Origin of the sequence: Streptomyces sp. NPDC058678 (assembly GCF_042714835.1) — a bacterium.
GTDB lineage: Bacteria > Actinomycetota > Actinomycetes > Streptomycetales > Streptomycetaceae > Streptomyces.
Genome location: NZ_JBHXSG010000005.1, coordinates 1 through 22,653 on the forward strand (window position 1 = coordinate 1; position 22,653 = coordinate 22,653).

18 protein-coding genes and 4 pseudogenes are annotated in these 22,653 nt (G+C 69.1%); 8 read left to right on the top strand and 14 right to left on the bottom strand.

Annotated features, from left to right (window positions below):
• Positions 1 to 771, top strand: a 771-nt coding sequence (locus ACFWWR_RS06975) for an LLM class flavin-dependent oxidoreductase (RefSeq protein ID WP_384302319.1), incomplete at its 5' end; no start/stop codon positions are given.
• A gap of 399 nt (positions 772 to 1,170) precedes the next feature.
• On the opposite strand, the pseudogene ACFWWR_RS06980 reads toward ACFWWR_RS06975, so the two are convergent.
• A pseudogene (locus ACFWWR_RS06980) lies at positions 1,171 to 1,359 on the bottom strand (GntR family transcriptional regulator); the annotation flags it as partial.
• Positions 1,360 to 1,766: 407 nt separating this feature from the next.
• Between ACFWWR_RS06980 and ACFWWR_RS06985 the strand changes: the two are divergent.
• Positions 1,767 to 3,359 carry an ABC-F family ATP-binding cassette domain-containing protein gene (locus tag ACFWWR_RS06985; protein ID WP_384302518.1) on the top strand — a complete coding sequence of 531 codons (1,593 nt, stop codon included), beginning with the start codon at positions 1,767 to 1,769 and terminating at the stop codon, positions 3,357 to 3,359.
• A 301-nt stretch (positions 3,360 to 3,660) separates the two neighbouring features.
• Here ACFWWR_RS06985 and ACFWWR_RS06990 read toward each other — a convergent pair whose 3' ends face one another.
• A complete protein-coding gene (locus tag ACFWWR_RS06990; protein ID WP_383860090.1) occupies positions 3,661 to 3,903 on the bottom strand; it encodes a DUF5302 domain-containing protein in 243 nt (80 codons plus the stop codon).
• A gap of 211 nt (positions 3,904 to 4,114) precedes the next feature.
• Here ACFWWR_RS06990 and ACFWWR_RS06995 point away from each other — a divergent pair.
• Both ACFWWR_RS06995 and ACFWWR_RS07000 read left to right on the top strand, forming a co-directional pair.
• Positions 4,115 to 4,271 (top strand): annotated as a pseudogene (locus ACFWWR_RS06995) (IS5/IS1182 family transposase); the annotation flags it as partial.
• 150 nt (positions 4,272 to 4,421) lie between these two features.
• Complete coding sequence (locus ACFWWR_RS07000; protein ID WP_384302321.1) at positions 4,422 to 4,637, top strand: hypothetical protein; 216 nt, start codon at positions 4,422 to 4,424, stop codon at positions 4,635 to 4,637.
• A 269-nt stretch (positions 4,638 to 4,906) separates the two neighbouring features.
• Here the strand turns inward: ACFWWR_RS07000 and ACFWWR_RS07005 are convergent.
• Positions 4,907 to 5,078 (bottom strand): annotated as a pseudogene (locus ACFWWR_RS07005) (transposase); the annotation flags it as partial.
• Positions 5,079 to 5,249: 171 nt separating this feature from the next.
• Here ACFWWR_RS07005 and ACFWWR_RS07010 point away from each other — a divergent pair.
• Positions 5,250 to 5,897, top strand: a complete 648-nt coding sequence (locus tag ACFWWR_RS07010) for a tetratricopeptide repeat protein (RefSeq protein ID WP_384302323.1) — start codon at positions 5,250 to 5,252, stop codon at positions 5,895 to 5,897.
• 475 nt (positions 5,898 to 6,372) lie between these two features.
• Here ACFWWR_RS07010 and ACFWWR_RS07015 read toward each other — a convergent pair whose 3' ends face one another.
• A complete protein-coding gene (locus ACFWWR_RS07015) occupies positions 6,373 to 7,539 on the bottom strand; it encodes a pentapeptide repeat-containing protein (protein ID WP_384302520.1) in 1,167 nt (388 codons plus the stop codon).
• Positions 7,540 to 7,855: 316 nt separating this feature from the next.
• On the opposite strand from ACFWWR_RS07015, the gene ACFWWR_RS07020 reads away from it, so the two are divergent.
• Positions 7,856 to 8,509, top strand: a complete 654-nt coding sequence (locus ACFWWR_RS07020) for a hypothetical protein (RefSeq protein WP_384302325.1) — start codon at positions 7,856 to 7,858, stop codon at positions 8,507 to 8,509.
• 64 nt (positions 8,510 to 8,573) lie between these two features.
• Positions 8,574 to 9,293, top strand: a complete 720-nt coding sequence (locus tag ACFWWR_RS07025; RefSeq protein ID WP_384302327.1) for a DUF1775 domain-containing protein — start codon at positions 8,574 to 8,576, stop codon at positions 9,291 to 9,293.
• A 77-nt stretch (positions 9,294 to 9,370) separates the two neighbouring features.
• Here the strand turns inward: ACFWWR_RS07025 and ACFWWR_RS07030 are convergent.
• Both ACFWWR_RS07030 and ACFWWR_RS07035 read right to left on the bottom strand, forming a co-directional pair.
• Positions 9,371 to 9,445, bottom strand: a pseudogene (locus ACFWWR_RS07030) (transcriptional regulator); the annotation flags it as partial.
• Positions 9,446 to 9,853: 408 nt separating this feature from the next.
• Entirely contained in the window at positions 9,854 to 10,900 is a 1,047-nt protein-coding gene (locus ACFWWR_RS07035) for a YncE family protein (RefSeq protein ID WP_384302329.1), read from the bottom strand.
• Between the two features lie 559 nt (positions 10,901 to 11,459).
• On the opposite strand from ACFWWR_RS07035, the gene ACFWWR_RS07040 reads away from it, so the two are divergent.
• On the top strand, positions 11,460 to 12,047 hold the full coding sequence (locus tag ACFWWR_RS07040; RefSeq protein ID WP_383860071.1) for an LAETG motif-containing sortase-dependent surface protein: 588 nt from the start codon (positions 11,460 to 11,462) through the stop codon (positions 12,045 to 12,047).
• Between the two features lie 463 nt (positions 12,048 to 12,510).
• On the opposite strand, the gene ACFWWR_RS07045 is transcribed toward ACFWWR_RS07040, so the two are convergent.
• From ACFWWR_RS07045 to ACFWWR_RS07080, 8 genes are all read right to left on the bottom strand, one after another.
• Positions 12,511 to 13,863, bottom strand: coding sequence for a cation:proton antiporter (locus tag ACFWWR_RS07045; protein WP_384302331.1), 1,353 nt, complete (start codon positions 13,861 to 13,863; stop codon positions 12,511 to 12,513).
• Entirely contained in the window at positions 13,860 to 15,068 is a 1,209-nt protein-coding gene (locus tag ACFWWR_RS07050) for an acyl-CoA dehydrogenase family protein (protein ID WP_384302333.1), read from the bottom strand. Before ACFWWR_RS07050 ends, ACFWWR_RS07045 begins: the two co-directional genes overlap by 4 nt.
• Positions 15,002 to 15,763 (bottom strand): thioesterase II family protein, encoded by a 762-nt coding sequence (locus tag ACFWWR_RS07055; RefSeq protein WP_384302335.1) that lies wholly within the window; start codon positions 15,761 to 15,763, stop codon positions 15,002 to 15,004. The genes ACFWWR_RS07050 and ACFWWR_RS07055 overlap by 67 nt, the downstream gene beginning before the upstream one ends.
• A gap of 73 nt (positions 15,764 to 15,836) precedes the next feature.
• A complete protein-coding gene (locus ACFWWR_RS07060) occupies positions 15,837 to 17,054 on the bottom strand; it encodes a benzoate/H(+) symporter BenE family transporter (protein ID WP_384302337.1) in 1,218 nt (405 codons plus the stop codon).
• Positions 17,051 to 18,490, bottom strand: coding sequence for an FkbM family methyltransferase (locus tag ACFWWR_RS07065; protein WP_384302339.1), 1,440 nt, complete (start codon positions 18,488 to 18,490; stop codon positions 17,051 to 17,053). Before ACFWWR_RS07065 ends, ACFWWR_RS07060 begins: the two co-directional genes overlap by 4 nt.
• Positions 18,491 to 18,498: 8 nt before the next feature.
• Positions 18,499 to 19,707: an alpha/beta fold hydrolase gene (locus tag ACFWWR_RS07070; protein WP_383860053.1), complete on the bottom strand. Its 1,209-nt coding sequence runs from the start codon at positions 19,705 to 19,707 to the stop codon at positions 18,499 to 18,501.
• Complete coding sequence (locus ACFWWR_RS07075) at positions 19,704 to 20,663, bottom strand: chlorinating enzyme (RefSeq protein WP_384302341.1); 960 nt, start codon at positions 20,661 to 20,663, stop codon at positions 19,704 to 19,706. Before ACFWWR_RS07075 ends, ACFWWR_RS07070 begins: the two co-directional genes overlap by 4 nt.
• A gap of 45 nt (positions 20,664 to 20,708) precedes the next feature.
• Positions 20,709 to 22,529, bottom strand: a complete 1,821-nt coding sequence (locus ACFWWR_RS07080) for an amino acid adenylation domain-containing protein (RefSeq protein ID WP_384302343.1) — start codon at positions 22,527 to 22,529, stop codon at positions 20,709 to 20,711.
• Positions 22,530 to 22,653: the final 124 nt, after the last annotated feature.

Here is a 22,653-nt window from a genome sequence, read left to right on the forward strand (position 1 = left end):
CTGCAGGGCAAGCACGCCGCCTCCCGCGGCCCGCTTCCCATCCCCCCGTCCGAGCAGGGCCAGCCGGTCATCTTCCAGGCGGGCGGCGGCAGTTATGGCCTGGAACTCGCGGGCCGTTATGCCAGCGGCGTCTACGTCAACCCGTACACCATCGAGGACGCCCAGGCCCAGGGCCAGGCCCTGCGGGACGCCGCCAAGCGTGCCGGACGCGACCCGGACGAGGTGAAAATGCTCGCCGGCTTCATGCCGACCATCGCCCCCTCCCGCCAGGCCGCCCTGGAACGGCGCCGCTTCCTGGACGAGGTCGTCGACCTGAACCAACGCGTCCGCTACCTCGGCGCCATGATCGGCCTCCCACTCAGCCCCGGCCAGCTCGACGAGCCGCTGACCGCGGACCAGCTCGCCGACGCCATGCCCAGCCCGCACGACCCGCGCTCCGCCCGCGCCCTCGAAGTGGCCCGGGAAGGCTGGACCCTGCGCGACGTACTCGCCCACGGCGTCATCGACTACCACCCGGTGGTCGCCGGCACCGCCGCCGATGCGGCCGACCACATGCAGCAGTGGTTCGAGGCAGGGGCCTGCGACGGCTTCTCGATCGCCGTCGACAGCTACCACGACGGCTTCGACGCCTTCGTCGACCAGGTCGTCCCGATCCTGCAGGAACGCGGCCTGTTCCACGACGACTACGAAGGCCCCACCCTGCGCGAGAACCTCGGCGCCCACGAGCAGTACGGCCTCGACCCGCGCCTCACGAAGCCGGTCCGGGCATGACCACCACCACGCAGCCCATTCCTCGACGCAACCTGAACGGAGATGGCTTCCGCATTTGTTCTGCCAGGACGACACCGGTGGCTACACCGCGTTCTGCCTGGAGGATCTCCATGACGGTCTGCTGGGCGACAGACGAACCGCTGACCTCAGAGATGGGGACATGCAGGGCAGGTGAGCGGTGTCGCCACCCGCTTGCGCCGCCCTCGTCGGCCTCAACCGGGTCTTCACGATCCTCACTGACAGCAACTGACGCACACCCGGGCCCGCCTGCCACCCACCCACCCACCCACCCACCCAGGTGATGGTGCAACACCTGTGGCGCCAACTAACCTTCCGGCAGAGCTGTTGAGCTGCACGTTCGCGTCCTCAGCCCGTCGCACCACTCTCCGACCCCTAGAGAAGGAAGCGGTACGCCTTGAGCGTGGTGTTGGGGTTGACCGCGGAGGTCTGGGCGACCGCCTTGGCCGTGGGCAACTGATCCCCGGGCACGAGTACGCCGAGCCGCAGCGCCTGCTTGGTCTGCTGAACGATCTGCTGATAGGCGGCGACCCCGCTCCGCCAGTCGATGCGGAACTCCAACCCCTTCATCATCATTTCACTAGTCGACTAGTGAAATGATGATGAGGCACAGATCGCGAACCTGTCAGACGCTGGCGCCGCACTGCCGTTCGTGCCCGTCGAGGCGGACTTGGCGGCACCGGTGCCGGTGGCGGCGCGCGACGCCGCGGCCACCGGGAGCCGACCGTGCGTGGCCTTCGGATCAGTCGCGCGCAGCCCATCCCGTCGGGCCTGGGACCTTGACGAGACGGAACGTATCGTCTAGTTTTTGGTTCATCGGTCGGCAGTCGGTGCTCCTTCTGCTTGCCGCACGACCCTGTTTCCCCAGCAAAGGACTGCTCTTGCACTGTGCTTCAGTCGAAACCACCGTCACTGCTTCTTCGCTCACCGCGTTTCAGATCGCTCTTGCCGAGGTGACCAAGCGCTACGGCGACCGCATGGTGCTGGACCGCGTGTCTCTCACTGTCCGGGCGGGCGAAAAGGTCGGAATCGTCGGTGACAACGGCTCTGGGAAGTCCACGCTCCTGCGGCTGCTGGCAGGACAGGAGCCTGTCGACAACGGCAGCGTGACCGTCGTAGCACCGGGCGGGATCGGCCACCTTCGCCAGACTCTCGATCTGCCCGGCACGGCGAGCGTGGGCGATGCCGTGGATCACGTACTGGGCGAACTGCGCGCCTTGGAGCACCGTATTTGCGCCGCCGAAGCTGCACTGGGCACGGCCGGCACGGCCGAGTTCGAGCGCTACGCCGCGCTGGTGGCCGAGTTCGATGCGCGGGGCGGGCACGGCGCGGATCGTCGGGTCGAGGTGAACCTGCGCCGGCTCGGCGAGAACGCGCCACTGGACCGGGAGCGTGTACTGAGCACCCTCTCAGGAGGGCAGCGCTCCCGGCTCGCGCTCGCCGCGACCCTGTCCTCGGCCCCCGAACTGCTGCTGCTCGACGAGCCGACCAATGATCTGGACGACGAGGCCGTGGCCTGGCTCGAAGGACAACTGCGCCGTCATCGGGGCACGGTCATCGTGGCCACACACGATCGGGCGTTCCTGGAACGCCTCACCGACACCATCCTGGAAGTGGACCACGATCAGCGCACGGTACGGCGCTACGGCAATGGATACGCCGGCTTTCTCGCCGCCAAGGCCGCGGCCCGGGCCCGGTGGATATGGGATCACGAGCAATGGCGCGATGAAGTGACCCGACAGGAACGCCTCGCCGACTCCGGTATCGGGCTGCTGGCCGAGATCCCCCGCAAGGGGCCCTGGGCGTTCAGCGGTGCCGGCGCCTTTCGAGCGCGCTCGCGGTCACACGGCGCCCAAAGCCGCATCCGCAACGCACGCGAGCGGTTGCAACGGCTCACTGAGCACCCCGTGCCGCCACCTCCGCAGCCACTGCGGTTCACAGGCAGCGTCAAAGGCGCGCCGACCGGCGAGAAAACGTCCACGGCCGTGCATTTGGAAGGCGCCCTGGTCCCAGGGCGGTTGTATGTTCCGTCCCTGAAACTCGCCCCTGGTGACCGACTCCTCGTCACCGGCCCCAACGGTGTCGGCAAAAGCACCCTTCTGCAGGTACTGGCAGGGGAACTGACGCCTGACGCCTGTATCGTGCGCCGACCGCGCCGGGTTGGATTCCTACGTCAGCGAAGCGCGCCCGACGACGCCTTCGATGCCCGAACGCTGCTCGCCGCATTCGCAGCCGACAGGGCGGGGCAACCAGACGAGCACGCCGACGCACTCCTCTCGCTCGGCCTGTTCCACGCCGCCGACCTCGCTGTTCCCGTACGGAACCTGTCCGTCGGGCAGCGCCGCAAGCTCGAACTGGCCCGTCTGGTGACGGCCGGCCCACTCGATCTGCTACTGCTCGACGAGCCGACGAACCACTTGGCCCCCGCCCTGGTGGAAGAGATCGAGGCAGCCCTGGCCCGCTACACCGGCACGCTGGTCGTGGTGACGCACGACCGGCTCCTGCGCGAACGCTTCCACGGGCCCCGCCTGGAACTACCCACGGCCAACGAGAAGACGGGCCAGAACTGACGACCTTGAGCCGCCCAACCGTGCACGCCGAATGGCTCGAGGACGGGACGTACACGACCTGCGGGGAGTTCGTCGGCGACGAGCCGCGCATCGGGCCAGGCCCCGAACCGGGCTCCGCCACGCCTCGACGCACCGTCAGACACCCAGACCTCAAGCGACGTGACCGCGCCCTTCACCAAGATGGTCATGTTGGGCGCGGCCAGCAGATCGCAGCTTGGTTTGGTTCAGGGCTGCGTGCCTATTTGGAAAGAACGGCGGCCGGACCGTCCCCTGCCGAGTCCCCTCCGGCGGCCGCTTGGACTCAGCCGCCGCTCTTGCGCCGGAACGACCGCTGACTCGCAGCAGGGCCGTGCGCCCCGCGGATCTTCGACGCGTCCGTGTTCTCAGCGCGGGCGGCCGCGTCCGCCTGCATGCCCCGCTTGCGCGCCAGGGCCTCCCGGAACTTGCGCTTCAAGTCGTCCTGGCCTTCGTCGTCGGGTGCCGGCGCGGGCTCCTCGATGTCGGCCGGCTCCGAACCTTCTTGCGGTGAGGGCTCTGCAGTCATGGTGACCTCCTGGTTCGGGCAGTGGGAAGCACAGCTTGTCATGAGCTATGAGATTCGCGATCAGGCCCCCAGTCCGGCCGCGCGTCGGCGAAGGTCGGCGAGGCCGGGACTGCCGACCGCCCTCTCACGCCGGGGCTCGCCGCCTGGTCCCTCGCATCTCCTTCCGCCGGACGGACCACAACCCGATCCCTCACTCCGCTCACCGCCCCAGCGGCTCGGCAGACACCGCTGGGTCTTCGAGAGGACAGTGTCCTGGCTCGCTGGATGCCACCGCCTGCACCGCCGCTACGAGCGCAAGGCTGAGCACTTCCCGGCCTTCCTCGGCATAGCCGCGGCTCTCATGTGTTCACCGCCGCTTGAGCAGGTGAACAGCACCCACGGTGAGAAACGCTGCACGAAGATGAGTCGCGTGAACAGCCCTACTGAGCACGAAGCCGTTGTGGCCCGCATGTGGTGAGCACCTGCGCGCGGCTTTCCCCGCTGGCCTGCGCGGTGCCGAGCGGGCAGGCCTCGACCGGGTGTTGCTCGACGCCGGCATCGCCGGGTGTGTGTCCACCTGGCAGAGCGACGGTGGCACTCTCGACAGAGAGCGCCACCGCATCCTGCGCGACTGCATCGCAGACCTGGACCGGGTGCTGCCGTTGCTCAACGAAGCAGACGGCTTCTGCTACTTCCAGCGCCTGCGCCGGCTGGCTCAACTCGTGTCGGATACCGATCCACAACGCGCCAACTGAAAACGATGTCTTCATCCGGAAGGTGTGCTCAAGATCGAATCTGCGCCAGAACGTCTGCTGGCGCAGGTCGATGTCCTCGCCCGGCGGGCCGGTGGCCGACGTCCACAGCCGGTCGACAAGGTCCTCGACGACCCGGCGAACCTGCGTGGACCGTAACGTCGGCGACGTCGTCGGCCGGCCCCAGGCGCACGGCCTCCAGGAGCTGGCACCGCCCGGACGCGCCGACCGGCGCGGACCGATTGTTCTGCCACGTCTACGGTCGCAGCGGCCAGCCAGTGGCTGATGTCGACCGCCAGAACCAGGTGCCCGTCGGCGACCGCGGCACGGCGAGGCCGGCCAGTACCCGCCGCAGCCGCGGCACGTCGACGTTCCCGCGGTTCCGGGCCTCGTACATGGCCCCGTGCCGCGCCGGTGCTCGGCCACCGGCGTCACGTCAACCGGCGCGCTCAACCGGCCCGTCCGCACCTTGGGTGCCCTCGGGCTACCGCCGAAGACACCTCCCGGCACGGTGCGAGTGGTGTTCGACAGCTGCCGTCCGACAATTCCCGCCGTCCGCCGGGAGTACCGAGATAGCCTCGGCGCTGTCATCGTCCAACGGGGAGGGGTAGAAGTATGCAGGGGCAGGACTGGATCGAACGTGCGGGTGAGCTGTTCGAAGTGGCGATGTTCGGCGGGGACACGTCCGCGCTGGATCGGTCCGATGACGTGCTGGACGCGGTCGAGGCGCCGCTTTCCATGGCGCGAGGCAAGGTACTGCACGTCCGCTTCCTCAACGACCGCGAAGAGAACACCCAGGAACTGGTGCTGTTCGAGCGCGCGGCCGAATTGTACGAGCGTCTGGGAGACGCGTCGGGTGAGGCGGAGGCGTTGTTCTGGGTTGGCTGCTGGCACCAGGTGGTCAAGGGTGCCGGTGCCACCGCCAGGCCATACTTCGAACAGTCCTACGCGCTGGCGAAATCCGTCGACGACCGGATGACGATGTCCTATGCGATTCGCCATCTCGGCTTCGCCGACACGGAGGCAGGCCACTTCGATCAGGCCCGCGAGCGGTTCACCGAATCGGTGACACTGCGCCGGGAGATCGGCTTCAGGGCCGGCGAAGCGGCTGGCCTGGTGGCACTGGCCGACCTCGCGGCCGAAACCGGCGACCCGTCGACGGCGTTCCGCCACCTCGACGAGGCCCGGTCGGTCGCCGAGAGCTGCGGTGCCAAGGCCGTGTTGGGGTGGATTGAGCAAGCCCGCACGGCTATCCGCTCCTAGTAGCTGATGAGACCGTGCTGGTCGCAGACACTCGTTGAGGACTGCGACCAGCACGGTCGCCTCGTAGCGCACGGCAAGCTTGTCGCATCGCATCGCATCCATCGCGTGGCCACGGCCCGGTGGCGCTTGAGGCGATTGCTCCCGCACTCCACGCCATGCCGCTCGCGGCGAGGTCGCCGGCGGCTTCCGGGTCGGCGGTGGCGAGCCGAGCCGCGAACGCCGGCCGACCGACGACGGTGTCCGGTCCGAGTGGGCGAGTTCGGTGAGTGCGCCGTATGGGCGAGCAAATGGGGCGGCAGGAGGCCGGATGCGGCTACCCGGCGGCCGGATCCGCGTAGTGCCCCCGGTGGGCGGCTACGGCGGGGGTGAGTCACGCGTCGACGGCGTTCTGTACGTACCCGCCCTCGCGGCGGGTGAGTTCGTCCCGTCGGCCAGGCCCTCCCTGCGCGCAACGGCCTTCACTCAGGTTCCTCGGTCACGGCATGGACCGCAGGGGCGGGTGCTGCGTCGTTATCCCTGAAGGCTGGAGCAGTGGCCGAGGTTCTGGGCCGGGCTCGTCGGTAACTACGACGCCGGCGGCCGAGTGGTCGAAACCGGCCGGCCAGCGGGTGTGCTCGCTGGCCACCGCGCCGGTCAGACGTGCCTGGAGAAGGTCGGCCGTGCTCAAGTCGGAGCCACGTAGGTCGGCCAGGCGCAGGTCGGCGCGGCGGAAGACAGCGCCGCCTGCGTCGGCCTTGCGCAGGTTCACCTCGCGCAGGTCGGCCTCGGTGAAGTCCGCGTCACGCAGGTCGGTTTCGACCAGCCGTGCGCCCCGCAGATCAGCCAGAACGCAGCGGGCCCGGCGCAGGATCGCCGTCTTGAGGTCGGCGTGCCGCAGGTTGACCGACACGAGAGACGCCTGCGTCAGGTTGGCGTGGTACAGGCCCGCCGCCTCCATACAGGACCGGTCGAGGTTGACCTCGTGCAGCCACAGCCCGTCGCAGTCGGCCCGGCGCAGGTCCGTGACGCTGAGGTTGACCCAGGAATGCTCCCGGGGCTGCAGCAGCAACACGCCGAGCCCGGTCAGCGCCACCTGGGCGTCGGCGGCACGGACCTCCAGCGGCACGACGTCGTTGATGGGCACGTTCGTCGCTGGGGCTTCCGGCCCGGCGGGCGGCCAGGGCACGTGTGTACGCAGGTAGGCGGCCTGGATGGAGATGACGGCCTCGCGGTCGCGGGCGGAGTGCTCCGCGATCCGCCACAGCGCGTGCAGCCCGCCGATGCGTGTTGCCAGCTTGTCACTGCCGAGTTGATCGACGGCCGTGCTGAACCGGTCGGTGACATAGCCCTCCTGGGTGGCGCGCAAGCCGTCCTGGCTGACGCGTAGTTGCCGCCAGGTGGCGTACGCGCCGAACAGCACGACCATGCCGCCCACGGCCTGCAGAAGTGTCGTCCGGACGTCGTTCACCGCTTTCAGCCGGTCCTGCGCAGCCACGCCCGCCCCGGCGAGATCGTGGTCCACCACCACACCCGGCAGGACGAAGAGCACCGCGCCAAGAACGGCCAGCCCCGCTGTCCCGGCCAGCAGGACCGCGATCGCACGATGCCTGACCAGTCGGTCGCGCCACGGCCTGTGACCGCGGCCCGGCTCCCCCATCTCCATGGGCATGGGAGCCTATGCGCCGCTCAAAAAACGATCAAGATGCACGACCACCTGCACCCGCCGCCGAGCCAACGTCTGCTCACCCAGGCCCCGGGCCTCCCCCTCTTCCCGCTCTCCGAGATCCGAGGTCCGAGGTCCGCCAGATCAACGGCCAGTGTGAGCGCGGCTTCCAGGGCGTCGGAGTGGTCCTCGCCCCTGGTCACCGGCGGCGCGATCCCGGATGAACCACCGTGCGAGGTGTGATGGAGGTGGTATCGGGCCTCTTTCCCGCACTGGCCAGCGGGTCGTACCGGCGATGCCTCATGATGAGCGGACCATGCACCAGCCCGTCACGACCCCGCACGCTCCGCTGCCCGTCCTGCGCGCCGCGGTGTTCGCCGTCGTCGGCACCTTGCTGGGGGTGAGCGCCCACCATCTGCTCGCCGAGGGGCCCGTGCCCTGGGCGCAGGGCGGAGCGGCAGCGGCCGTGCTCTTCGGTCTGGGTCTGCTCGGCACGCGCCGCCCACGCCACCTGGCCACGGTGGCCGCCTGCAGCGTGGTCGCCCAGTCCGGGCTGCACGTGTGGCTGACGCTCACCGCACACGCCGCCCCGCACCGGGCGGCCCCGGCCACTCGTCACCACGGCGGGCAGGTCCACGGCGCCCATTCGGCCTGGCACGAGCGCCTGCACGACTCCCTCGCCATGACGGTGGCACACGCGCTGGTCGCCGTGCTCGTCGCCGTCCTGCTGCACCGGGCGGACATGGCGTGCTGGACGCTGGCACAAGGTGCGACCGGAGCGCTTGACGGCGTGCGGGCGCGCCTCGCCGCCGCCCGGATGCTGCTCACGCCGCCATGGGCACCCGGGTGGATCAATCTGCCGGAACTGGTCCCCGCGGAGGATGACCGGCGCGCAGCGACAAGGCCGGTACTCGCGCATGTGGTGGTACGGCGGGGTCCTCCGGCGACGAGACCGGCTTTCGTCAACTGAGCCCTCAGGAGCGCCGGTTCGGCCTTGCCGTGCTGCCGCCCCGCCCCCCTTGCCTGGAGACACCATGTCCCGCATCACTGCGCGCCGCCTCACGGTGGGCGCGGCCACCGCCGCAACCGCCGTCCTGCTCGCCGCCGTACCGGCCGCCGCCCATGTGGAGGTCGAGTCCGACAACGCCCAGGCCCTCGCCGAGAACGTCGAGCTCACCTTCGTGGCCGAGTCGGAATCCGCCACGGCCGGCATCACCCAGCTGCGGGTGGTCCTGCCCGAGGGCATCGCGCCCGCCGACGTGACGTACGGCGAGGGCCCCACCGGCTGGAAGTTCACCGCGAACGACGACGGTTACACCGTCAAAGGTCCGGCGGTGAAGGTCGGCGGGGACGCCGAGTACTCGGTCGTCGTCCGCCAGCTGCCCGACGCCGAGGAGTTGGCGTTCAAAACGCTCCAGACCTACAGCGACGGCAAGATCGACCGCTGGATCGAACTGGGCGAGCCCAGCGGCGACGGCCACGGAAACGAAGCCCCGGTCCTGGATCTGAAGGCGGCGGCACCGGGCGCGAAGCCGGTCAGCCCCTCCCCCAGCGCGCCGGAGACCGCGTCCGCGTCCCCGACACCGACCGCGCAGGAGACGACCGCCTCGCCCACTCCGCAGGCGGCCGACACCGAGAAGGAGGACGACGGCGGACTGTCGGCGAGCGCCTGGGTCGGCATCATCGCCGCGATCCTGATCGCGGCCGCTGCGGTGGTGTTCGCCGTACGCCGCCGCGGGAGCCCCCAGCAGTAGCCGGGCGTTCGCCGCACGGGCCCTTGCCCTCCGAGTCGCCTCGGGGCAAGGGCCCGCCCTTGTACCTCAGTCGTGCGGGCCTTCCCGCTCACCCGGTGGTCCGCGTGGCTGAGCGCCTCCAGGACCAGGCGCCGCAGATGGCCGTCACTGAGCCGGCAACAGAAGATCTGCTGCCAGGGCGGGTCCGGGGGCGGCCGCGCAGGTCGTGGCGAGATGGCGGCGGACTTCTACAAGCAGGGTGCCAGTCCTGGCAGGCGCCGCGCATCCCGTACACCGCGGCGGTGGTGTCGAGGGCGGCGGCCAGGGCGACATCGGGAGTCGGCCACACCTGCGACCACGACGCAGTTGCAGGCGCGCGCCCCGTTGCCAGGCAGGGCTCGCCGGTGGTGGTGGCTGACGCAGCGCCACCCAGCAGCGGTGGCGCGCTGTACGGTCACGCCGATCCGGTGCATGCCGGGGCGTCGGCCCGGTCATTCCGCACTCTCGGCGGAAGGGCCGGGCCGACGGCCGACGCGTCCAGGGCATCTGGCACCGTCTGCTCCGACGGGCCCAAGCCCTGGCTAGTCCCGGATCACGTGCAGCGTCAGGGTGGAGCCGTACTCACCGGTCAGGGCAAACAGCCGGGTGCCGCCAGGAGACCAGATCAGGCCGTGCGGCCGCAGAGCTCGGCCGGTGTCCGGTTCCAGGTCGATGACCCGGGACGGTGCGTCGGCGCCCGGCGAGAAGAGGTAGACGTCCTGGCCGTAGGAGTTGTCGATGCCCGCGGCGATCTCACCCGTGACGGACACCGCGGCCGCGTTGGGGTAGTTGCTCGTGGGATACGTGTGCTCGACGGAGAGATCGCTCAGCCGGAAGGCCAGATGGTCGTACGGATAGCCCCCGACGATGAAGAGGGTGCTGGCGTCGGGCGACAGGGACAGGTCGGCGATGCTGCCGACGCCTCCAGGGTTGTCCTGCGTCGTGCGTACGACGGGTTCGCCCGAGGTGACGTCGTACACGGTCACCCTGGCCGAGGAGATGAACGGGTCGCCGGCGATGACCAGGCCGGGTGCCGACGGTGAGGACAGCAGCATCGGCGGACCGGCCCAGGTCCCCCACGGCACCAGCGCGAGTCGCACCGTCGGCCTGGAGCCGGACAGGCTGAGGGAGCCGATGCTGCTGTCCCAGTCGGATCCGTAGCTGAACCACAGGGTGCTGCCCACCAGGGCCAGGCGCAGCGGTGCGGTCCCGGCGCCCGTGGCGTAACGGGCCTTCTCCCGGTAGGTGGTGGTGTCGAGGGCGGCTATCGCGTCGCCGCCGCTCAGCGCGACGTAGAGCGTCCGCGAGTCGGGGGACAGCACGAGGTCCGCCGCGCCGGGCTTGTTCGTCAGGGTTTTGAGAAGCTTGCCGTCGAAGTCCGTGACCAACACGGAACTCGTGACGACATCGGCGATGTAGAGCCTGCGGTGTACGGCGTCCACGGCCATGTCCGCGTGGTACGAGATCGGCAGTGCGGTGGAGGATGTGCTGGCCAGGGGCCTGGCCGAGGCGGTGGAGGCAGTACCGAGCACGGGTAACAGGAGCATGATCAGCGCGCCGAGCACGGCTCTGAGGCGGGGTCTTGTCATCGGGTCGTCGTCCTTACGGTGGGCGTCTCTCATCGGGACGCGTGAGCAGAGTTGGGGCAGCACGAGCGACGAATGCCCTCGAGGCGTCCCGTCCATGCGAGCCTGGCCGGGCTTCGTCCGGATCAGACGGTCGTTCGGTGCAGGGGGCCGAAAAATTACCGCTTCGGCCGAGGAGTTCAAGGCGACGGAGCCGGCGCCCCGGGGATACACGTGCCGCTCGGCATTGGCACGCCGGCGCAGCGACTGGTGGCGGTGCGTACGGCGCCTCAGGCCCGCTCATGACCATGGCTTGACCGACCTCAGGCCGGATCATGACCACCTCTTCATGGTGCCGTGACCTGCGGTGATGTGCCTTTGACAGGGGGCTCGACGGGCTTGTAAACCTTGGTGGTTTTCAAGCCCCGGGTTGGCCTGCCGGGCCGGCGGATCGTCTCGTCGCATCCAGATCGACCGCGAAGGACAAAGAGTGTTCCTTTCCCATCACGCCGCCAGAGCGGCGCGTGTCATAGGTACTTTTGGCGCTGCGTCCGCACTCTCCATCTGTGCCGCTCACACGGCGTTGGCTTGCAACATCAGCGACTTCGAGGCAGCAGCCGTGTGCGACGCGGGCGGCAACGGCGTCATCCGCGTCACCGACAAGGACGCCTCCGGTACCCCGGCCACCATCACCCTTTACCTGCAGCTGAGCATGCCCGGCGGTGAACGGCTGGTCGACACCGAGACGATCGAGCACCCCACCGCGCAGGGCACCACCGTCGATCTCAACCCCTTGGAGTGGTATGCCGGGGAGAGCTTCCGGGTCCACGTCAAAGCGGGCAATCAAGTCGACCAGGACATCCAGCCGCTGACCGTCGTGGGGGACGAGACCTGCGCGCCCTCCGGCCCCTCTTCCTCGACGCCCGCGACTCCTTCCTCGGCGCCCTCCGCCACCCCGACTGCGCTGCCGAGCCCAGCCCAGAGCAGCAGCGCAGCCGCCGTCCCTGGTGCGAGCAGCGCGCCCTCTCCAGCGGGCGGCGGCACCGACCTTGCGGAGACCGGCGCGGGCAGCGGTACCACGGTGATCGCCGGCACCGCCGCGGCCCTGGTCATGGCCGGTGGCGGCATTGTCGTCGCGCTGCGCCGCCGGACGGCTCACCGCTCCCACTGACAACTCCTGTCCGCACTCCTCCAGGTCGTACGCCGACCTGACGTAGAGAAGATTCCCTCGGCGTCTCACAGGCGGTGGACCGCGGCTGGGCGCCGGTCTGATCTGTGCGCCACGGCCGGGCGGTCTCGAGAACCGCTCGGCCGGTCCATTCATCAGTGTGCTCCTTGGCCGCCCTCCTGTTCTTCTTGCGCGGCGCGCCGCTCAGGCCGGTCGCGATCTGCTGGGCGGGAGCTGCTGAGACGCCGTTGCCGTCACTTTTGATCAAGAGCACGCCCAGCACGGCTTGTTCACAGGCCCCGGCGGGCAGCACCCGGCCTACCTGGAAGACCCCTTGGCGACCAGGCGCCTGCGCCACTCCTGCAGACGCTTCATCTGCCAACGCGGAACGTTCACGGGTTCACGCAGCGCCGGGCCTTCCTCGCCGGCCGAGTACGGCGGGGTCTCAGCGCCGGCCGTCGATCACTTACGCGTCTGGGTGGCTGTAGCCGGGTTCGTTGGGCCTGTGCATGGTCACGCCCTGCAACGTTGGGAAACCGCGGTCGACTCGCCGGGTGACTGGCTCAGGAGTCATCGCCGCCCCGGCTCCAGGCCCGTGTTCCTCTGACGTCCTGCTTCCGCGCCGTACAAGGTGGAGCAGCGGACCTGTCATGGCTGTGGTGAGTACCGCCACCACGACAAGCACCGAGTAGAACTCCTCATCGATGAGGCCCATCTGCAGCCCGACCGTGAGGATGACCACCTCAGTGAGGCCGCGGGTGTTCATCAGTATGGAAATGGGCAGCGCGTCGTCACGCTGCAGGCCCGAGATGCGGGCACCGAGATACGCGCCCGACATCTTGGTCGAGACGGCCACGGCCAGGGCGGCCACCAGAATGCCCATGCTCGAGCCGTCGAAGGCAGCGAGGTTCACCCCGGTGCCCGCCACGACGAAGTAGACCGGCAGCAGAACCTGTGTGCCCGCCTGCTCCATTCGCTCCAGGACCTCGATACGCAGCCGGGCCAGGCCCACCCTGGGCATGACGGCACCGAAGGCGAACGCGCCGAAGATGAAGTGGACACCCAGCCATTCCGTGGCCGCGCAAGAGGCCATCAGACCCGTGGTCACCAGCGGGATTGCCGCAGTCGGCCGGCTCCCCTTGTCTTCCCCAGGTCGCAGCAGTCGGGCCATGAGCGGGCGTACGACAAAGACCAGGACGACCACGTAGAGGGGAACCAGTGCCACGCGCCACTGGTCGGCCGCACCGAAGAAGGCAACGACTCCTGCGAGCAACACCCACGCGACCAAGTCGTTCACGGCGGCCGCAGCCATGGTGATGCGACCGACGTGCGTGCGGTTCAGTCGTCGGTCGGCCAGGATCCGCGCCAACACCGGGAAAGCAGTGACCGATAGGGCCACACCCGTGAACAAGACAAAGCCCGCGCTCCCTGATGGCCCGTGCTCTTCGGCGAAGGGCAACGCCACAAGGCAGCCGCCCACCAGGGGTACCAGCGCCGAGCCCGCTGCCACACTCAGTGTGGTGCGTCCGCTGCCGCGGAAGAAGGAGTGGTCCATTTCGTAGCCGATGACGAACATGAACATCGCCAGACCGACGTTGGCGAGTGCTCCGAGGAGAGGGCGGACGTCGTCGAGCGGGACGGTCTCCCCCCATGAGTCCCCTGTGGTGGACAACAGAGTGGAACCGAGCAGAATACCCGCGACGATTTCGCCGACCACGGAAGGCTGTCCCACCTTGCGAGCTGCTGCTGCGAACAGTCGAGCCAGCCCCAAGACCACCGCGAAGGCGAGGAAGAACACCGCCATCTCGTCGCCCTTCATGCCCTCTCCTGTCCACCGGTGCGCCCGGCGCCCGAGCTCGGCCGGGTCCTGAGAACAGCGTGTCCGATGAGGTCGCGCATCACCTCGCTGGGACCAGCGGCGATGGTGGCCGCCCGTGCGTCCCGGTAAGTACGAGCGGCGCCGGAGGAATCGAGATAGCCGTGCGCCCCCTGGAGCTGCAGACTCGCATCGGCCATGCGGCAAGCCAGCTCGGTGGTATAGAGCTTGGCCATGGAGCACTCGGTGGTCGGCAGCTCCCCCTGCTCGTACAGCCATGCGGCATGGTGGACGAGCTGCCGGGCAGCGGCCAACTCGGTTGCCAGGTCCGCGATGCGGTGAGCGGGCGCCTGCAGTTCGGACAGTGTGCTGCCGAAGAGCCGACGCTCGGTCAGGTAGTGGCGGGTGTCGTCGAGACAGCGCTCCATCCCGCCCAGCGCCAGCGTCGCCGCGACCAGTCGCTCCAGCTGCAGCCCGCGCATCAGGTAGTAGAAGCCACTGCTGGCGCGCCCGATCAGGCGGTCCGCCGGTACGTGGACATCCTCGTACGCCACCGTAGCCGTACCGGCTGCGCACCAGCCCAGCGTCGGCGTCGGCGTGGTGGTGACGCCGGGCAGGTCGGAGTCGACGACCAGGAGGGACAAGCCCGTCGTTCCGTGCGGGCCGGAGCCGGTGTCGGGCGATGTGCGCACGGCGACGACGTGGAAGTCCGCCACTGTGCCGTTGCTGACCATCGTCTTGACCCCGCGCACCACGAAGCAGTCGCCGTCTCGCTCTGCCGTGGTCGTCAGTCCGGAAAGGTCGGCGCCTGCCCCAGGTTCGGTGATCGCAAGGGCCGCCACGCTCTCGCCCCGAAGCGCAGGGCCGAGGTAGTCCCGGCGCAGCCCAGGGGTGCCGGCCGCGGCGAGGTAGTGGGTGGCCATGTAGGCGTGCACGGAGACCGCTGCCCGCAGCCCGCCGAATCCGGTGCGCCCAAGCTCCTCCAAGAACACCACCGACGTGAACAGATCCCGCTCGCCGCCGCCCGCGCTACGTGGGTGCAGCAGCCCGAGATAGCCCTGCTCACCGAACGACTTCCACAGGGAACGCGGCAGGCCGCCCTCCCGCTCCCAGGCAGCGGCGCTCGGCATCACCTCCGCCGTCAGGAACTCCCGGGTGCGCTCGCGGAACGCCGCGTGGTCGGGGGTGAAGTACGGGGATCGCACCATGTGCTCTCTTCCTGATTCTTTGCCTGCTGGGCGATTTCGCCGTGCAGCAAGGAGCAGACCTCGTCGGCCGAGTCGTGGAGAAAGAAGTGCCCCCCGGCCACTTCGTGGCTGCGGAATCCATGAGGTGCCAAAGGCCGCCAGGCTGCTACGGCGGCTTGGGGCGCGACCTCGTCGTCGGTTCCCCAGAACGTCGTGACCGGTACGGGGACGGGCAGGACAGGGCCCTGCGGCCAGGTTTCCGCCAGCCGGAAGTCCGCACGGAGCGTGGGCGCGAGCACCCTGAGCAGACCCGGGTTCGCCAGGACCGGTGGCGGCGTTCCGGCCAACTGGGCCAAGTGCTCGGTGAACTGTGCGTCGGGCAGGTCATGGATCACGGGCAGTTCGCGTCTGGCACCAGGGGCCCGGCAACCAGAGATGATGACGCGTTCGGGGGCACGGCTCATGGGCCGGTTGACTGCCTCGTACACCAGCATCCCGCCCATGCTGTGCCCGAAGAGCACATACGGAGAGGCGATCTGCTCGGCCAGGGCGTCGCTGAACGCCGTAGCCAGAGCGGGCCACCGGGAGTAGGGCCGTTCGCGGATGCGGTTCTCCCGGCCAGGCAGCCGGACAGCGACAAGTTCCACATCGGCGGGCAGTCTGGCTGCCCAGTGCTTGAACGCGCCGGCGCCGGCGCCCGCATACGGGACACACACCAGCCTGAGCCTGGCGTCGGGTCGCGGTTCGGGGCGGTGGAACCAACGTTGCGCCGACCGTCGCGTCACTGCGTCAGCCACGGAGTTCACGGCTCCCTGTGGCTTCCGCGGTCCGGCGTCGGCCGCCGCACGTCACCACAAAGGTGAGCGTCCCGGCCAGCAGGCCCCAGAAGGCGGATCCGATACCGAGCAGTGTGACCCCGGAGGCGGTTGCCAGGAAGGTCACCACGGCAGGCTCGCGCAGGGCCTCGTCCCCAAGGGCGGACGCGAGGGATCCGGCGGTCGTGCCGAGCAGTCCGAGCCCGGCGATGCCCAGGATGAGCGCGGTGGGCAGGGAGGCGAGGAGCGAGCCCACGGCCACGCCGAAGATGCCGACGCAGAGGTAAAACACACCCGCCCAGACCCCGGCCAGGTAGCGTTCGCGTGGGTTCGGGTGGGCCTCCTGGCCGGTGCAGATCGCCGCGGTGATGGCGGCGAGGTTGAGCCCGAAGCAGCCGAACGGCGCCAGCAGTCCGTTGACCGCGCCGGTCCAGCTGATCAGGGGTGACACGGGGACTTGGTATCCGTCGTTCCGCAGCACCGCCACTCCGGGCAGGTTCTGTGAGGCCATCGTCACCACGAACAGCGGCAGCGCGACGCTGACGATCACCTGCCAGGAGAGCTCGGGCCGGACGAAGACCGGTGCGGCAAGGGCCAGGTGCACCTTCTCCGGTCGCAAGGAGCCCTGCCCGGCTGCGGCCAGGACCCCGACGGTGAGGGCGACGAGGATCGCGTATCGGGGCAGCCAGCGACGGCAGAGCAGATAGGCCACGAACATCGGGAACACCACCGTGAAGTTCCCCGGCATCGAGCCGAACAGGCCGGTGCCGAACCGGACGAGCACCCCGGCAAGCAGCGCCGCAGCCAGCGGCACCGGGATCTTGTCCATGACACGCTCGAACCAGCCGGTCAGCCCGCTGAGCGTGATCAGCGCCGCCGAGACCAGGAACGCCCCGACGGCCTGCTCCATCGACACCCCGTCGAGGCTGCCCGCCAGGAGGGCGGCGCCGGGTGTGGACCATGCGGTCACCACGGGCGCCCGGTAACGCACGGAGAGCCCGATGCTGGTCACGCCCATGCCGACGCCCAGTGCCAGCATCCACGAGGCGAGTTGCCCAGGAGTGGCCCCCGCTGCCTTGGCGGCGGTGAAAACGATCGCTGCCGAGCTGGTGGTGCCGACCAGCACCGCGATCAGACCCGCGACGACTGCCGAAACGGGAGCGGCCCGGTGCATGCGCTGCGAGATGGTCATGAGCTGCGGTCTTCGCCCCCGGCCTGATGTGCGCCCGCTGCGGTGGAAGCCTGCGCAGGCGCGGATGCCTCGATCGCCGCGGCCAAGGCACCGAACGTACCGTCCATGAAGATCAGGTCCGGGGTCAGGGCGTCCTCCCCGAGCTGCCCCTCGACTTGCGCCAACAGGCGTACGGCGGTGAGTGAGTCGCCGCCGAGGTCGAAGAAGTCCGCGTCCGGCTGCACGGCTTCCGGGCCGAAGAGACCGGCCCAGATCTCGGCAAGGAGTGCGGTGCGAGGGGTGCTCCCCGGCACCGCGGCCGGAGCGGGCGACTCGACGGTGACCTGGTCGAGGTCGGGCACCACAGCGAATCGTGCCGGCACCTCGGCCGACGGGTCCCATTGTGTGAGGAGTTCGCGCAGCTCCCGCTCGAGCACCCGCAGAGTCGGGCCGCAGTAGGCGGACTTGACGGTCTCGGTCGATGGACATGCGCCTGGGGTGGCGGCCTCAGGCCGGTACGCGTAGACGTTGTGACAAGGCGTCAGGGCCAGCCTGGGGTCTTGCTCGTGCGCGACGGCGAAGCCTTGCGCGCGCAGCGTGCCGAGGACGGATGCGAGCCGGCCATCGATGTCATGAACTTCCATGACGATCCGGTCGATACCAGACCAGAGCGCATCGTCGATGCCTTCGAGGACCTCCGCCTCGGCCTTCTCCACGTCGATCTTGAGCAGGTCGATCCCGGTCAGGCCGTGCTCGGCAGCGATGTGGGTGAGCGTGGTGGTGGGAACGCGCCTCCGCACCGCGGTCATGCGGTCGGTGACCAACCGGTCCAGTTGCGCCCCGTCCTCTGCGCCGTCGCCGGTGAGGAGGTAGGCGCGCAGCACGTCGAGGTCCTCGTCGGCTTCGGCGAACCCACCCGACATCACGCTGTTGTTCGGGTAGTAGGTGAACTCGGTCTCCGACTCCGCCCGTCCGAGACCGCACCGCAGGACGGTGGCATCCACGCCGTGCAGCTCGGCGTTGACCGCTGCCGCGTCGGCGAGTTCCGCTACCGGTTCGACGGCGATGACGCGCGCGCCAGGGCTGCGCTGCGCGACGGCCAGGGTGAACATGCCGATGTTGGCCCCGGCATCCACGACGACCGCGCTCGGGGGGAGGGTGATGCCGTGCCTGAAGTAGGCGTTCTGGGCGAAGATCTCGCGGTGCAGGAAGTCGGTCTCGCTGCGGTTCACCCCGGCCACCCGGAGATCATCGGCTGGTTCGTGCCAGCCGAGCGTGCCGAGCCGTCCAGCCGCTTCGAGGACGGCCGCACGGTGCAGCAGCGGGGCACGGCTTTGATCGGGCACGAGCCAGGCGACGGTCTCCCGGCCGTCCACCCCCGATGTGACGGTGGCTTCGGTGACTGCGGGGTGCTTGCACATCAGTTGGGTCACGACGCTCGCACGGTCACTGTCCATCGAGTCGGTCACCTGTCCTTCCGGTCGGTTGCGGTGGCATCGTGGAGGAAATCCTCTGCCAGGCATACCAGTTCGGGCCCCGCATCGAAGGCGCTGAGGTGATCACCGTCCGGCAGCATGCGCAGTTCCGCTTGCGGGAGCCGCCGCGCAACGTACTCGGAGCCCGCAGGGTGCGCCGTCGTGTCCTTGGGACTGCTGACTACGAGAGCCGGCTGACCGGCTGCCAGAAAGGGGCGGCAGTCGGTGGACATGATCGCGCCGTTGAGCAGGCCGTAGCGGTGCAGCAGGTCGGGCGTCGAGTAGGGGTGCACGAGGTGATGAGCGATATCGGGACGCATGCCGGTCAACGCTGCCGGGCGTCGCATCAGCCGGTGCAGCCCAGTGGCCTGCTTCAGGCTCCGGGAGGCCATGGCGAGCAGCGACTCGACGTCTCGCTGATGGTCGGTCTTGGGTGCTGCACCGCCGAGTTCGTAGTCTCCGTGCCACAGGCTCAGGGACACCACACGTGCCGAGCCGCAAGCAGCGGCCAGCGCGACGGCGGCACCCCCGCACAGTCCCATGGCGTGCGCCCGCCGGATGCCGAATCCGTCGAGTACCGCCAGCAGATCACTGGCTTGTGCGGCGAGACCGTGGCCACCCATTGCGGCCGGCCCCGGCCCGCCCTCCGCGGGGAAAAGCCCACGGCTCTCCCAAGTCACCACCCGGAAAGAACCGCACAATGCCTTCATCCAGCGTGCCGCCAGCCCCACCGGCATACCGCACGCCGACACCAGGGCGACGGCCGGACGGTCCTCCCGCCCTGCCGTCCAACAGCGCAGCGGGCTGCCGTCGTACGCGGGCACCACGACCGGCTGACCGGGGAACGCAGCCAACGCAGACCGCGCCACGTCCTCGAGCTCACCGGAGCCCGGCCGGGCGCTGCCCGCGGCCTCGACCAGGTCGCAATCCAGCATCAGGCGCCTGCTGAGCGCGAGTTCCACGGACCAGAGAGGTGCAGTTTCCGGCACCACATCGAGCCTGGGCAACTCCAGTGCGGCGGTGAGCCGGTTCAGCAGAAGCTGGAGCGCCGGTATCGAGTCCGGCGCGGCTCCTTGGGCCGGTGCCACCTGTAGCCGTTCCGGAACGGCGCGGATGAGGGAGGCGCTGTCGACCAGTGCCGCTGCCAGCCGGTGCAGGGAATCGCTCGCCGCTGTCGCGCCGTCCGCGGGTTCCGTCACCCTTGGGCCCCGCTCCTGGACCGTCGGAACGGCTGATCACGGGTGGTGCGGTCGACCAGACGGTTGTGCCCGAATTCGTCCGTGCCACCGACCAGCACTGCCCCGTAGCGGTCGAGGCTGACACGGCCGCCGTACTCCTCAATGGCGGAGGTGCCGGGGTAGACCTCTACGCAGGTGGGCACATATCGGGACGCGAACCCCATCCGCATGTCCTTCGTCTTGCCGGCGTGCGGATGTGAGGCGTGCATCAGCGTGGACCAGAAGACGATGAACTGTCCCGCCTTCATCTCCATGGAAACGGCCTGCGACTCGTCCGGCTTCCAGTCCGGGTCGATCTGCAGTTCCCGGTAGTCGTAGCCGAAGAAGCCACGCCGTACGCCGTCCTTCTCCACTGCGATGTTCCGGTCCGGCGAATAGTGCATCCGCTTGGTTTCGTCGTAGAACATGGTGTGGTGCGTGCCGGGAATGAACTGCAGGCACCCCATGTCGACAGTGGCGTCGCTGAACGCGCACCACACGGTGATGGTGCCACCGAAGTCGGATCCGCCCGGCCACTGGATCTGCGGGGTTCCCGAAGCGTTGGCGAAGGTGTCCGCCTGGTGCCAGTCGGTGCCCTCGTCCCCCGGGTACTTGGGGAAGAACTCAGTGCGCCAGCACAGCACGTCAGGACCGAGGATGCTGCTGACCCGGTCGACGATCTCCGGCCGGCCGATGTGCTCGGCCAGGAATCCGTGGTCCAGGTGGCGGTCGTAGTTGGAGATGTTCGTGGCACCTGATATCGCGGCGCTGTCCTGGTACACGGCGGCGCTGCGGTCCAGCAGTTCGAGGCGGGCGCGTCCCCACGCCTTCTTGATCTCCGACGGTTCGTAGAGGGTGAAGGGTCCGGCAAAGCCCTGCTGGTGGAAAGCGGCCAGCTCCTCGGTGCTGCGCGAGAAGTCGGTTGTCCGTGTGGTCATTTGGTCTCCTCAGTCGGTGACTTCGTCGGGGGCTCGGCGCGTGCCTCAGCCGGTGGGCACCGGAGCGGACAGCGCGGCATCGACGTGCCGCCCGAGCACGCGGACCGTCGCGCCGTCGATCAGCACGGTGATGTCGAGGTCGAGGCGGAACACCTCATTGACGCGAGTGAACATGCGCAGCAGCGACAGCGACGTGCCGCCGAGGTCGAAGAAGTCGGCGTCGTGCTCCACCCGGGGGACGTCCAGAACGATTCGCCACACCTCGGCGATCCGTTCTTCCGTGCCGATCAGACCGGCGCCGTCTTCACCCGGGTCCGGGACGTATGCCCCGGCCGCCTCCGGGGAGGGCAACTGCGCTTTGTCCACCTTGCCGTTGAGGGTGAGCGGGAGCTCGGGGAGTACGACGTACTTGGACGGACGCATGTGCGGGGGCAGTGCTGCGGCAGCTTGCTCGCCCAGCGCGGATGCAAGCGTCGTACCCGCTGTTCCGGATGCGACATAGGCAATGAGCCTGACGTCGTCCTCGCCGTAGTCATGCGGCAGGACGACGGCCTTCGCCACGTCCGGGTGGCGGGTGAGCAGCGACTCGATCTCCCCGGGCTCGACCCGGTAGCCCCGGATCTTCACCTGGTCATCCGTGCGGCCGAGGTAGCCGTATCCACCGCCGGGCAGAGCAACGATCCGGTCACCGGTGCGGTAGCAGCGGTGCAGTGCGCCGTCGGAGCCGGCGAGATCGGTGAACCGCTCCTTGTTCAGCTCCGGGCGGCCCAGATATCCGCGGGCCAGTCCCGGGCCTTCGATGTACAGCTCGCCGGGTTCGCCCTCGGCGACGGGCAGTTCGTCCTCGCCCAGGACGTGGAAGACGAGATCAGGCAGGGGCTTCCCGATCGGGCTCGGCCCTTCCCCTTCCAGATCGGCACGGAGCAACGGGCGATAGGAGCTGTGTACGGTCGCCTCGGTGATGCCGTACATGTTGACCAGGCGCGGATGTTCGTCACCATGCCGCTCCACCCACGGCCGCAGCGTGGCGGGATCGAGCTTCTCGCCGCCGAACACCACCAGGCGCAGATGCGGCAGCGGACGCGAAGCGTGCGCGTCTGCCGCTGCGAGCCGGCGGAAGGCGGACGGCGTCTGGTTGAGCACCGTCACCGACTCCGCGCCCAGCAGCTCGAGAAAGGTCTCCGGCGCACGGGCCACTTCCTGGGGGACCATCACCAGCCGCCCGCCGAAGAGCAGCGCACCCCAGATCTCCCACACGGAGAAGTCGAAGGCGGCCGAGTGGAATGCGGCCCAGACGTCGTTCTCGTCGAAGCCGAACCACGGCTGTGTCACATCGAAGAGACGGACGACACTGCGGTGTTCCACTTGCACGCCCTTGGGCAAACCGGTGGACCCTGACGTGTAGATCACATAGGCGAGGTCGTCGCTGTCCACGGAAGGCGGTTTTCCGGAGTGCGCCTGGCTCGGCGCGGCAGGGAGACGGTCCAGCAGGACGACGTCGACGTCCAGGTCGGTGAGTGCTGCGCCGAGCGCCGAGGTGGACACGACGAGGGGCGACTGGCTGTCCTTGACCGTCCACAGGATTCGCTCCGGCGGATGACCGGGATCGATCGGCAGGTATCCAGCACCCGCCTTGAGGATGCCGAGCATGCCCACGAGCAGTTCCGCGTCCCTCGGGGCCAGCAGGGCCACTACCGCTCCCGGCCGCACCCCCAGGACTGTGAGCTTGTGCGCAAGCGCGTCGGCCCTCTCATTCAGCTGTCGATAGGTGAGTTGGTCCTGCGACGTGGTCACCGCCACCTTGTCCGGGAACCGCTCCACCACATCCTGGAACAACTCCGTGAGTGTGCGTCCTCTTGCTGCCATGGGCTCTCCTGCCTGTTCGGTCGATGCAGCAGTGGGCACTGGGTGCTCGACTTCCGGCTCTGGTCGTTTGAAAGGGCGTCCCGTGTGCATACACCTCGATCTCGGCTTTTTAGTCGTATTGCCA